This is a genomic window from Methylorubrum populi, assembly GCA_036946625.1.
In the GTDB taxonomy this organism is placed as follows: domain Bacteria; phylum Pseudomonadota; class Alphaproteobacteria; order Rhizobiales; family Beijerinckiaceae; genus Methylobacterium; species Methylobacterium populi_C.
On sequence record JAQIIU010000002.1, the window covers coordinates 1,430,097 to 1,442,500 of the forward strand.

A 12,404-nucleotide genomic window follows, 5' to 3' on the forward strand; every position below is an offset into this window, starting at 1 on the left:
AACGTGTGTTCGCGGAGGATTCGCCGAACCAAGGGGGCGCGACAGATCTTTGCGCGATCGCGCACCGCACCGTGGGCGACGGGCGGCGAATGCCGCCAGCGTTAACCGGCCCTTAAGCGCCTCACCCCCTCGTCTTGAGGGCAGGACCACCGATCCCGGTATCCTGCGGCCGGCAAGCCGTGCCGGCGGAGCCCCCATATGCTGGATTCCGTCCGGATCTCGCTCAAGGTGCTGAACGCGGCCCAGCTCGCCCTGATCGCGGCGGCGGCGCTCCTGCTCGCCTGGATCGGGGCCGCCGTGCTCGGTGCCGGCCCGGCCGCGGACGGGGCGCGGCGTTCCGTGCTGGCAGGCGCGCGCGCCGTGGCCGAGGGCATCGACGCGGAGCTGCATGCCAGCGTCGCGGATGCGCGCGGCGCCGCGCTGCTGCTGCGCCCGAACGATCCGGCGCTCGCCGACGCCGAGCGCTCGAGCCTGCTCCAGCAATGGATCACGCTCGGCCCGCGCTATCACGATGCCGCCCTGATCGGCCCGGACGGGAGCGTGCGGGCCGCCGCGGACTGGCGCCGGCCGGGCGGCAGCGTCGCGCGCCAGCCCTGGTTCGCCCGGGCGCGCAACGCCGAGGTCGTGGTCGCCACCAACGGCGGCGACGAGGCGGCGCCCCTCGACATCATCCTCTCGCTCGGGACGCCGGGCCGCTCCGACCGGATCCAGCTTCGTGCCAGCCCCGCTTTCCTCATCGATATCGGCGACCGGGTGCGACAGGCGCTCGACCTGCCCGAGGCGGTCGTCTTCACGGTGAGCGGCGCCGACGGGCGGGTGCTCGCGGGCACGCCGTCCGCGCCGGAGGGCGCGCACGGCGCGGCCTCGGTCCCCGTCCGCGGCGGGCGCGAACTGGGCAGCCCCGGCTGGGTCGTGACCGCCTACGCGCCGCCGGCCGCGGCAGCGGGCCCGCGCCTGGACGGACGCTGGGTGGCGCTCGCGCTCGCCGTGGTCGGCGTGGCCGCCGGTCTCGGCTACGCGCTGGGCGGACGCGCCGCGCAGCCGCTGCAACGCCTGGCCGACGGTTCGGCGGAACCCGGCGAGGCCGCTTCCTCGCCGGTGCGCGAGATCGCGGCCCTGACCGAGGCGGTGGCCGGCCGCTGCCAGAGCAACGACGCGGCCCTGATGCTCGCGGGCACCGGCCTCGACCGCATCAAGGGCCGGCTCCGGACCTTCGAGAGCATGTCCGGCTGGACCTGCTGGGAGATCGATCCGGAGACGCGCCAAGTGGTCTGGTCGGATTCCGACAGCACCGGCACGACGGTCGCCGCCGACCACGCCACCGATCTCGCCGACCTGGCCGAATGGTTCGAGCCGGAGGACCATGCCCTCCTCGACCTCACCCTGAAGGCGGCGCGCGCGGCGGACGGGCCGCACGACGTGGTGCTGCGCGCCCGCGCCGACGGTGCCGAACCGATCCCCGAGGCGGAGCGGCGGGTGCTGGTGCGCTTCCTGCGGCAACCCGGGGACGGCAGCCGCATCCACGCGCTGAGCCGGACGATCGAGGACGGCCTGTCGGAGACGCCCTCGGGGCTGAACGAGCGGCGGCGCAACACCGTCCTGCGCCGCGTCACCGACGGCATCGTCCACGACTTCAACGACGTGCTGACCATCGTGCTCGCCAATCTCGGCAGCCTGCGCCGCCGCCACGGCCTGGAGCCCGAGCAGGCCCGCCTCGTCGAGGCGGCCCAGGCCGGCGCCCTGCGCGGGGCCGCCCTGACCCGGCGGATGCTCAACCTCGTGCGCGGCGAGGGCGACGTGCTGGCCGAGAGCGACGTCGCCGCCGCCGTCGAATCGACCCTCGCCTTCATGCAGGCCAACGTCCTGCGGGGCACGCCGGTCGTCAACCGCGTCCCCGGCGACCTGCCCAGGGTGCTGTGCGCCGAGCGCGTCCTCGAAATCGTCCTGCTCAACATCGCCTTCCACTTCCGCGATCACGGCCTGCACGGCTTCGCGGTCGGCGCCGCCGAGCACGCGACCGAGACGGAGACCGGGTTCGGCCTGCCGCCGGGCGCCTATGTGCGCCTGCTGGTCGCCAGCGGACAGCGGGTGACCGGCCCGGAGGCGCGAGCACGCCCCCCGCGGTCGCTGGAGGCGGTGCCCCGGCTTCTCGCCGAGGCCGGCGCCGGCTGGCGCCTCGTCTCGGACGGGACCGGCGAGGAGGCCTTCGTCGCCGAGATCTGGCTCAAGGCGGCCGAGCGGCGGGCGGAGGAGGCCCCGCTCTGGCAGTTCCCCTTGCGCGTCCTCCTCGTGGAGAGCGACAGCCTCGTCCGGGCCAGCGTCGCCGAGGCGCTGTCCGATCTCGGCCACCACGTCGTCCAGGCGGCCTCGGGCGAGCACGCCCTCGCCCTCCTGAGCGAGCGCGCGGATTACGACGCCATGGTCGCGGATCAGTCGATGCCGGTGATGACCGGCCTTCAGCTCGCCGCCACGGTGGTCGAGCGCCACCCCGAGATCCGCATCGTCCTGGCGAGTCCGCACGGGCACCTGCCGGCCACGGCGCGGCAATTCCTGCAACTGGACAAGCCCTTCCGCCCGGACGACCTCGCGGCGGTGCTGAGCGCGGCGTCCCTGCGGGCCCGGGCGGCGTGAGGCCGTTCTTCCGCTGTCGGTGAAAGCGGGACGGTGCAAGTGAAACCGGCCACCGTCGCGCCCTGAATTGCTTCGGCTTCGCCTCGCGATGACGGTGCGGGCCAACCCTCTCCGTCATTGCGAGCGAAGCGAAGCAATCCAGAAACGCGACGCAAGCCGGATGAGGCTGGCACGTCCTTCGGAGCCCATTCGTCGACCGGCAGGCAAGCGTCTGCGCCAGCATTGCGGATACCACCCAAGATGTGATCGGCGGCGAAACCGGCTTTTCGCGATCTCGGGAGGCTCTTGTTAACCGTGGGCCGGGATAAATCGGTGCGTATTGTGTGCGTATCCGAGGACCGAATGGGTGTGATTTCTCGCAACCATCTGCGAACTCCCGGGAATCTTGGCGTGCAGGCCCTCGGCTTCGCGGTGGCCATCGCCGCAGTTCCGGCCGGTGCGGCCGATCTGCCGGCCGCGGCCCCGTCCGCCGGCGTCGACTGGTACACCGGCGCGCAAGCGCAGGCGGTGGACGACAGTTGGGCGGTTTCCGTCGACGGCTCGACCAGTGTCACCTCGAACAGCTCGGCCTTCGGCTCGGTGACGGTGACCACGTCGCTGGGCAGCCCGCCGACCGTGAGCGGCGCGCGCGTGCGCGTCGAGGGCGCGGCCGGCACCTACTCCTATCCGGGCCAGGCGGTGGGCGCCCGCGTCACCGGCTACCAGCAGGAGGGCTCGGCGCTGGCCGGCTACGAGTGGATCTGGCGGGATGCGGCGCTCGCCGGCTATGTCGGCTTCAACGTCCGCAGCAACCAGCTCTCGATCTCCGATCCCGGCAACCCGGTCGTCGGCACCGGGATCGGCCTGAAGGTCGCCGGCAACTTCTACGCCACGCCGACCGACCGGACCATGGTCTCGGCCTACGGTTCCTACTCGACCAAGTTCAACGCCTACTATTCCCGCTTCCGCGTCGGCTACATGGTCGCCGACGGGGTCTATGTCGGCCCGGAGGCGCTGTTCCTCGGCGACGACTTCTTCCGTCAGTACCGGTTCGGCGCCCATCTCTCCGGCCTCACCTTCGGCCCCGTGCAGATGTCGCTCGCCGCCGGCTACGTGCGCGACCGCATCCAGGGCACCGGCTACTATTCGAGCATCGAGGCGCGGGCGAATTTCTGATCCGCCCCGCGGCGGACGCACGACGATGGGCGTATCGCGGATCGGAACCCGGCGGGTCTTCGGAAACCGGCACACCAAATCTTGCGCGATCTTTCCGTTCCGCCAGCAAGTCGTCGAATCTCAGCCGAAAGATCGCCGTCGCCGCGGAACGGCTTTCCGTTCCCATCAAATGCTATTTTCGTGCGGAATTTTTCAACCGGCCCGGCAATCTTTCCGCCGAGAGCACGAAACGCCGCAGTGCTAAATCAACCCTGATCGAGGAGGGATGCGCTGGGTTCGTGAACGCATCGGCAAATTGTCGTATTTTGGTGGTGGGCCTGTTCACGATGCGGGAGTGGCGAGTGTGATACGTGCGCTGCGGTGGCTGGCGTGGATGGGGACGACGGTCGCCGGCCTCGTCCTGCTGAGCCAGCCGGTCGGGACACAGAACCAGCTCGCCATGAGCCTCGCCGCCATGGCGGCGATGATCGTGCTGTGGCTGTTCCTCGACGGGCCGCGCACCCGCTTCGTGTTCCTGGCGCTCGGGAGCCTCGTCGTGCTCCGCTACATCCTGTGGCGGGTCACCGACACGCTGCCTTCGCCGGGCGATCCGGTCAGCTTCGGCTTCGGCCTGCTGCTGCTCACGGGCGAGCTGTACTGCGTCTTCATCCTGTTCGTCAGCCTGGTCATCAACGCCGACCCGCTCCGGCGCCGGGCGCCCCCGGCCGCGAGCGCCGCCGAACTGCCCACCGTCGACATCTTCGTGCCGAGCTACAACGAGGATGCGGCGATCCTGGCGATGACGCTGGCGGCGGCGCGCCAGATCAACTACCCGCCCGAGAAGCTCACCGTCTGGCTCCTCGACGACGGCGGCTCGGATCAGAAATGCGCCGACCCCAACCCGGAGAAGGCCAAGGCCGCACGCGACCGGCGGCGCGACCTGACGGCGCTGGCCGAGGAGCTCGGCTGCCGCTACCTCACCCGCGCGCGCAACGCGCACGCCAAGGCCGGCAACCTCAACAACGGGCTCGCCTTCGCCACCGGCGAGATCGTCGTCGTGCTCGACGCCGACCACGTGCCCTTCCGCTCTTTCTTGAGCGAGACCGTCGGCTACTTCGCGGAGGATCCGCGGCTCTTCCTCGTCCAGACCCCGCACGCCTTCCTCAATCCGGACCCGATCGAGCGCAACCTGCGCACCTTCGAGCGCATGCCCTCCGAGAACGAGATGTTCTACGCGGTGACGCAGCGCGGGCTCGACAAGTGGAACGGCTCGTTCTTCTGCGGCTCCGCCGCCCTGCTGCGCCGCACCGCGCTGGACGAGGCCGGGGGGTTTTCCGGCATCACCATCACCGAGGATTGCGAGACCGCCTTCGAGCTGCATTCCCGCGGCTGGACCAGCGCCTATGTCGACAAGCCCCTGATCGCCGGCCTGCAGCCCGAGACGCTCTCGGCCTTCATCGGCCAGCGCTCGCGCTGGTGCCAGGGCATGTTCCAGATCCTGCTCCTGAAGAACCCCGCGCTGCAGAAGGGGCTCAAGCCGATCCAGAAGGTCGCCTACCTCTCCAGCATGACGTTCTGGTTCTTTCCGATCCCGCGGCTGATCTTCATGTTCGCGCCGCTGTTGCACATCTTCTTCGACCTGAAGATTTTTGTCGCCAGCGTCGATGAGTCGATCGCCTATACCGCGACCTACATCGTCATCAACCTGATGATGCAGAACTACGTCTACGGCAAGTTCCGCTGGCCGTTCGTCTCGGAACTCTACGAATACGTTCAGGGCCTCTACCTGTCGAAGGCGATCGTTTCGGTGATCTGGTCGCCGAGGAAACCGACCTTCAACGTCACCGACAAGGGCATCAGTCTCGACCACAACCATCTCTCGTCGGCCTCGCTGCCCTTCTTCGCGGCCTACGGGCTCCTGGCGACCGGCTGCGCCGTGGCGGCGTGGCGCTACCTGTTCGAGCCGGGCGTGACCAACCTGATGCTGGTCGTCGGCCTGTGGAACTTCTTCAACCTGCTGACCGCGGGCGCGGCGCTCGGCGTCTGCGCCGAGCGCCGCCAGTCGGAGCGCACGCCCTCGCTTCCCATCAACCGGCGCGGCCTGCTCACCCTCGGCGGCCGGGCGGTGGACGTTTCGATCGAGCGGGTCTCGGCCGAGGCCTGCACCGTGCGGCTGCCGGCGGCCCTGCTCCCGGCGGGCGGCGCCCGCAAGCTTTCGGGCACGCTCAACGTCGTTCCGATGGCGGGAGCGCGGCCGGCCGGGGCTCTGCCGGTCATCCTGGAGGGCATCGACCGCGCCAGGGACGAGGCCTTCGGCCGCCTCGGCTTCGGCCGGCTGCGGCCGCAGGACTACGTCGCATTGGCCGGCCTGATGTACGGCGACGCCGAGGCGATGCGGCGCTTCCAGATGCGGCGGCGGCGCCACAAGGACATCCTCACCGGCACCCTGCAATTCGTCTGGTGGGGGCTCTCCGAACCCTTCCGCGCCGCACGCTACGCGCTCGCCGCCGACGCGCGGCCGGCCGCGGCGCCGGTGATCGATGGGACCTCGCCGATCTACGACGCGCCGGAGCAGGCCCCGACCGGAGCCGACCTCCCCCAGCCGCTGCTCCCGACCCCGACGCCGGGCCTCGCGCATCGGGCCGTGCCGCAGGGGCCGCGGGAGCCCGTGCCGGCTCAAGCTCCCCCACGACCTGCCGCCGCGCAGCCGGTTGCCGCGCAGGCCCCGGCCCGCGCCTCGAACGACTGGGTGCGGATGATGCTCGACTACGAGAACGAGCGCGCCCTCGGCGGACAGACCGGGCGCGGCGCGGGCACGGCGTGAGCACGATGACGGCGCCGCGGCCTTTTTCGCGCACGGGCGGGATTGGACGCGCCGTCCTCGCCCTCACGCTCGCCTGCGCCCTGACGGGAAGCCCGTCGGCCCGGGCGCAGAGCTTCCTCGGAACCGGCCCGGCCGAGCGGCTGACGGTGCCCCCGACCGGGGACGCCCTGCGCAAGCAGGCCCCGGCTCCGACGCAAGCCCAGCCGCAAGTCCAGGCCCGCCCCCCGGCCCCCGAGGCCTCCGACGCCGCGCGCCGCTCCCCGGTCCAGGCCACCATCGCCCCGGCCCGGCGCCTGCCGGCGGGCACCCGCGGCTTCCGCCTCGCGGGGGAAGAGGACACGCTGCAATACCCCGTCTACCTCACCGAGGGTCAGGTGCGCGGCGCGGCGCGGCTGCGGGTCTCCTATCTCTCGGCGATCTCGGTGGCGCCGGAATTCTCGGAGCTCACCGGTCTGATCAACGGCACCAAGGTCGGCTGGACCCGGATCCAGGCGCCCGGCGCCGTCAAGGTCGTGGAATTCGCGATCCCCGAGGGCACCCTCAAGGCCGGCTACAACGCCGTGACCCTGACCGCGAGCCAGCGCCACCGGGTCGATTGCTCGACCGGCGCCACCTACGAACTGTGGACGCAGATCGACCCGTCCCGCTCCGGGCTCGTGGTCCCCCCGGCGCCCGACCTCGACCTCAAGGCGCTCGCCGCCCTGGAGCCCGACGAGAGCGGGGCGCTTCCCGTCGGCGTGCTGCTCAACGAAAAGCCGACCCTGCCGCGGCTGGAGCGCATGATCGGCGCCGTGCAGGCGGTGGCCCTGGTCGGGCGCCTCGCCCGGCCCACGGTCGGCTTCGGGCCGCCGCTCGCCGGCCGCAACGGCGTCAACCTCGTCGTCGGCACCGCCGCCGAGATCCGCGGCACGGACGGCATCGAGGATCTCGGCCCGATCACCGGTCCGCGCCTCGCGCTGCTGCCGCCGCGGGGCAGCCGCGCGCCGACGCTCGTCGTCACCGGCCTCGGCCCCGACGACGTCCGCGCGGCGACCGCGCAGCTCGCCGCCACGGGCGACGCCGGCGGCACGGAACGCGGCGCCGCACTCGCCCCCCTGATCCGCGGCTACGAGGTGCAGGGCGGCGAGCGGCTCGAACTGGAGCGGCTCGGGGTCGCGACCCGCGAGTTCAGCGGACGCCTGCTGCGCACCCGGATCGAGCTGCGCTTCCCCGCCGATTTCGTCCCGGCCGACTACGGCAAGGCGATGCTGCATCTGGCCGGCGGCTATGCCGCGGGGCTCGCTTCGAGCGCCCAGATCGTCGTCGACATCAACGGCCGCAACGCCGCGAGCGTGCCGCTGCCCTATGCACGGGGCGAGGTGTTCGACGACAACGCAATTCCCTTGCCCCTGAGCCTGTGGCGGCCGGGCCTGAACAGCGTCGAGATCAGCGCGCAGCTTCCGAACGCCTCGGACAAGGTCTGCGACACCCTCTCTCCGGCGGCGCGCCAGCCGCGCTTCCTCTTCCTCGACCGCACCCGCCTCGAAATCCCGGCGCTCGCCCGGGCGGTCCGCACCCCCGACCTCGCCGCGGTCAAGGCAGGGGCCGTCCCCTTCGCGGCGCCGGGCCCACGCCCGCGCCTCGTGCTGCCGGTCGCCGACCGCGAGACCGCGGATGCCGCCGCGACGCTGGCCGCCCGCCTCGCCATCGCCGCCAAGCGCGTGATCGATTTCGAACTCGCGCCCGATGCCGGTCGTGCGGAGGGTGGCGCCAACCTCGTGGTGGCGCCGGCCCGCGCCCTCAACCCGGTGACGATCCAGACGGTGGGGCTCGACCCCGACGAGATCCGCCGCGTCTGGGAGGGGCGCGCCGAGACCGTCGCGACCCCCGGCCAGTTCGGCGCCGAGGGCGTGCTGACCCTCGACCGGCTGCGCCGCAACCTGCCGATGCGTTGCGCCCTGCCCCCCGCCGCCGTGCCGGTCAGCGTGGCCGCTGCGGCCCCTGTCGCGATCCCGGCTCCCGCGCCGGCATCGGTCTCGGCGCCGGCACCGGGCCCGGCCCGCGCATCGGAGACCGACGAGGAACTCGTGGCCCGCTGGGACCAGACCCTGTCGGGCTCGGCCTTCGTGCCCACGGTCCTGCGGGAGGGCTGGACCCGGCTCGCGAACTCGGCTCTGCGGCTGCGCGACGGCGTGACGGGCCTGACGGAGGGGCCGGCGGCCGCGGTGTCGGTCAATCCCCGCGCCTCGCTGATCATCGCCGAGGGCAATGGCGGCACCGAACTGCGCGACAGCACCGTGCTCGTCACCGCGCCGAACGCCTCGATGCTCAAGGCCTCGGTGTCCTGCCTCGTCGATCCGGTGGTCTGGACCCGCCTCGTCGGACGCGCCGCCTTCCTCGACGCCTCGGACGGCACCCTGACCACGGTCGAGCCGGATCACGTCGCGCTGATCGAGACGCGCTCCTGGTCGCTGCCGAACTTCCGCCTGGTCGCGGCGGCGTGGCTTTCCCTCAATCCCGCCTACTACGTCGGCATGACCCTGATGATGGCCCTGTGCCTCGGCCTCGCCACCACCGGCCTCGTGCGCCAGCTCGGCCGGAGGAATTCCTGATGGAACCCGCGCGCGCCCCGCGCCGCCCGCGCCTCGGCGCGGTTGCCCGCGCCTTCGGCCTCGCCGTTCTCCTGGCGGCTCTTTCGGCCACGCCCGCCCCGGCCCAGCAGACGGAGGCCACCACCGTGCCCCCTGCCACAGCCCTGCCGACCCCGCCGCGCCCCGAAACCCCGGCGCGGACCGATTCCGGCCCGGCGCTCGCCAACACGCTGGGCGACGAGGCGGCCTGGCGCGCCTATCGGGGGCGCTTCGTCACCGAGCAGGGCCGGATCGTCGACACCGCCAACGGCCTGATCAGCCACAGCGAGGGCCAGGGCTACGGCATGCTGCTCGCGGTCGCGGCCGGCGACCGGGCCGCCTTCGAGCGGATCTGGGGCTGGACCCGCGCCAACCTGATGGTGCGCTCCGACGAGTTGCCGGCCTGGCGCTGGGCACCCGACCAGCGGCCGGCAGTCTCCGACATGAACAACGCCACCGACGGCGACATCCTGATCGCCTGGGCGCTGACCGAGGCGGCGGAGGCCTGGGGCGAGCCGTCCTACCGCACCGCCGCGCGCCGCATCGCCGTCGAGTTCGGCCGCAAGACGATCCTGTTCAAGGATCCGCACGGGCCGGTGCTGCTGCCCGCCGTGTCCGGCTTCTCGGCCCGCGAGCGCACCGACGGCCCGCTGATCAACCTGTCCTACTGGGTCTTCCCCGCCTTCCAGCGGCTGCCGATCGTCGCCCCCGAATACGACTGGGCCTCGCTGATCCGCAGCGGCCTCGCCTTCCTGCGCCAATCCCGCTTCGGGCCGGGCAGCCTGCCGACCGAGTGGATCTCGGCCAAGGACAGCTTGCGCCCGGCCGATGGCTTTCCGCCGCTGTTCTCCTACAACGCGATCCGCGTACCGCTCTACCTCGCCTGGGCCGGGATCGGCCGGCCGGAGGATTACGCGCCCTTCAGGACGCTCTGGGGCGGGATCGAGCGCGAGCGCCTGCCGATCGTCGATACGCGGGACGGGCAGCCGGTCGAGTGGCTGAGCGAGCCGGGCTACACCGCGATCCCCGCGATCACCGCCTGCGCCGCGGACGGCACGCCCTTTCCCGAACCTTTAAGGACGGTGCAGGACAATCAGAACTACTATCCGACGACCCTCCACCTGCTCGCGCTGATCGCAGCCCGGATGCGCTATCCGTCATGCATGAAGTCCTGACGCCCCCGGAGCGTTCTCCGCCGACCGCGCCTGTCCGGCGAGAGGGTGCGCGGCGACGCGACGTCGCCAAGCCGTTCGCGATCGCGGCCGGCCTCCTGTTCGCGGGCTCCGGCATCGCCCTGGCCCAGGCCGGGGCGCAAGCCGCTCCCGAGCCGGCCCCGCGCGTCGTCTACGGCGACGGCACCCGTGCGCCCGCGATCGTGGTCGATCCCGAGACCGGCGGCACGCCCGGCATGGTCGACGAGAGCGCGCTGCGCTACTACGCCTCGCAGAAGCAGACCGCGCGGATGAAGGCCGAGATCGCGCGGCTGAAGCGGCTCTATCCGGGCTGGACCGAGCCTGCCGACCTCGAAACCCTGCAGCCGAGCCCGCCCGAGGAGGCGCCGCTGTGGGATCTCTTCACCGCCGGGCGCTTTCAGGACCTGCGCGCGGCGATCGCCGCACGCCGCTCGCTCGAACCGAACTGGCAGCCCTCGGAGGAACTCGCGCGCAAGCTGCGCCGGGCTGAGTTCCGCAACGGCATCAAGGCCGCCGCGGAGAAGAACGGCCCGGGCAAGAACGCCGACGAGGTGGTCGCCCTCTACCGCGCCGATCCCGGCGCCCTCGACCCGTCCGACGTCGAGAGCGTCTGGATCGTCGCCGACGCGCTCGCCGCGACGGGCGCGGGCGAGGACGCCTTCGACCTCTACAAGTCCGTCCTCGACGGCAGTGCCGATGCCGGCGCGCGGCTCGCCACGATCCAGAAGGCGATGAGCCACCTGAAGATGGATCAGGCCGAGCGGCTCATCGCCATGGGGCGGTCGGGTCCGGAAGGCGCCTCGGAGTTCGACGCGATCCGCCTCGACATCACCCGGGCGCGCATCGCCGCCTTCCTGCACGACGAGCCGGCCCAGACGCCGACGCTGGCCGACCTCACCGCCTTCCAGGCCTATGCCCGCAAGAGCGGCGATCCCGGCCAGACCGGCCTGCTCGGCTGGTACGCCTACAAGCGCCACCAGTTCCGGGAGGCGCTGGAGTGGTTCAAGCTCGCCATCGCCCGCGGCGGCGACGCCATGGTCGCCCACGGCCTCGCCCACACCTTGCGCGAATTGAACATGCTGCGCGAGGCGGAGGAGGTGGCCTATGCTTGGCGCGACCGCTTCGTCGGCAACGAGCTGCTGTTCATCGACGTGCTCGAACGCAAGCTGACGCAGGCCAACCCGCCCTTCATCGAGCCTGCCCGGATCGAGCGCTACGCCAAGGTCGTGATCGCCACCGGCTCCGGCGAGGGGGCGCAGGGACTGGCATGGTACGCCTACAATTCCTGCCAGTTCGATACGGCGCTCGAATGGTTCCAGCGCGCCGTCGCCTGGATGCCGAGCGAGGCCACGGTGTTCGGCTACGCCCTGACCCTGCAGCGACTCAAGCGCCAGCGCCCCTATCTCGAAACCGTCAACCGCTACGACGGCCTGTTCCCGAAGGTCGTCGACATGCTGTTCCGCGAGGATCCCGGCGGGCCGCCGCTGCCCTGCGCGACACCGCAGCCGCCCCCCCGCGCGCCGGCCCGGGCAGAGAAACCCGAGCCGAAACCCGAGGCGCCCTCCTACGGCCGGGTGCCCCGCCCGGACGCGGCCAAGGTCGGCGCCCAGGGCGACACGGTGCCGCCGGCCGTCCAGCGCAACGAGTTCCCCCTCGCGGTGCCCCTCGACAACCCCTTACGCTACCCGCCGGCCTCGCTGCAGCGGGCGCTCGCGGACCCGGCCGCGCCCGGAAGCTACGCCCGCGAACCGGCGACGGCCCGCCCGCCCCTGGTGGCGCGGCGCGTCAACGGCGCCGGCGCGATGCCCTACGAGCGCTACGGCTTCGCCCTGTTGCCGGGCTATAACGGTCTCGACAAGCCGGACGGCCTCGGCGCCCCGCCGCCGGGCACGCTGTGGCAGGATCAGCAGGCCGAGCGCGGTCGGAGCACGGCGCCGGAAACCGACCGCTTCTCCGTGCCCTCCCGTATCTCCTCGGGCAACGGGCCGAACGGGAAAGGCTTTCCGTGAGATC

Annotated in this window: 7 protein-coding genes (1 of these 7 only partly in view); all 7 read left to right on the forward strand. The window is 72.1% G+C overall.

The annotated features are described in order from the left end of the window. Nucleotides 1-198: 198 nt before the first annotated feature. Nucleotides 199-2,631 (forward strand): response regulator, encoded by a 2,433-nt coding sequence (locus PGN25_08710; protein MEH3117668.1) that lies wholly within the window; start codon nucleotides 199-201, stop codon nucleotides 2,629-2,631. 342 nt (nucleotides 2,632-2,973) lie between these two features. Continuing rightward, on the forward strand, nucleotides 2,974-3,786 hold the full coding sequence (gene bcsS / locus PGN25_08715; GenBank protein ID MEH3117669.1) for a cellulose biosynthesis protein BcsS: 813 nt from the start codon (nucleotides 2,974-2,976) through the stop codon (nucleotides 3,784-3,786). A 334-nt stretch (nucleotides 3,787-4,120) separates the two neighbouring features. Next, the gene (bcsA, locus tag PGN25_08720; protein ID MEH3117670.1) at nucleotides 4,121-6,589 is read left to right on the forward strand and encodes a UDP-forming cellulose synthase catalytic subunit; all 2,469 of its coding nucleotides are present in this window, start codon (nucleotides 4,121-4,123) and stop codon (nucleotides 6,587-6,589) included. 5 nt (nucleotides 6,590-6,594) lie between these two features. Further along, nucleotides 6,595-9,180, forward strand: coding sequence for a cellulose biosynthesis cyclic di-GMP-binding regulatory protein BcsB (locus tag PGN25_08725; protein MEH3117671.1), 2,586 nt, complete (start codon nucleotides 6,595-6,597; stop codon nucleotides 9,178-9,180). After that, nucleotides 9,180-10,373: a glycosyl hydrolase family 8 gene (locus PGN25_08730; GenBank protein ID MEH3117672.1), complete on the forward strand. Its 1,194-nt coding sequence runs from the start codon at nucleotides 9,180-9,182 to the stop codon at nucleotides 10,371-10,373. The genes PGN25_08725 and PGN25_08730 overlap by 1 nt, the downstream gene beginning before the upstream one ends. Further along, nucleotides 10,358-12,400: a hypothetical protein gene (locus PGN25_08735; protein MEH3117673.1), complete on the forward strand. Its 2,043-nt coding sequence runs from the start codon at nucleotides 10,358-10,360 to the stop codon at nucleotides 12,398-12,400. The genes PGN25_08730 and PGN25_08735 overlap by 16 nt, the downstream gene beginning before the upstream one ends. Continuing rightward, on the forward strand, nucleotides 12,397-12,404 hold the start of the coding sequence (gene bcsN, locus PGN25_08740; GenBank protein ID MEH3117674.1) for a cellulose biosynthesis protein BcsN. It continues 1,009 nt past the right edge of the window; the window shows 8 of its 1,017 coding nt (coding positions 1-8); its start codon is at nucleotides 12,397-12,399; its stop codon lies off the right edge, out of view. The genes PGN25_08735 and bcsN overlap by 4 nt, the downstream gene beginning before the upstream one ends.

What these genes read in the sequence shown, in the direction of transcription:
- PGN25_08710 (MEH3117668.1), top strand. Translation starts at nt 199, where the DNA reads ATGCTGGATTCCGTCCGGATCTCGCTCAAGGTGCTGAACGCGGCCCAG.
- bcsS (MEH3117669.1), top strand. Translation starts at nt 2,974, where the DNA reads ATGGGTGTGATTTCTCGCAACCATCTGCGAACTCCCGGGAATCTTGGC.
- PGN25_08725 (MEH3117671.1), top strand. Translation starts at nt 6,595, where the DNA reads ATGACGGCGCCGCGGCCTTTTTCGCGCACGGGCGGGATTGGACGCGCC.
- PGN25_08730 (MEH3117672.1), top strand. Translation starts at nt 9,180, where the DNA reads ATGGAACCCGCGCGCGCCCCGCGCCGCCCGCGCCTCGGCGCGGTTGCC.
- PGN25_08735 (MEH3117673.1), top strand. Translation starts at nt 10,358, where the DNA reads ATGCATGAAGTCCTGACGCCCCCGGAGCGTTCTCCGCCGACCGCGCCT.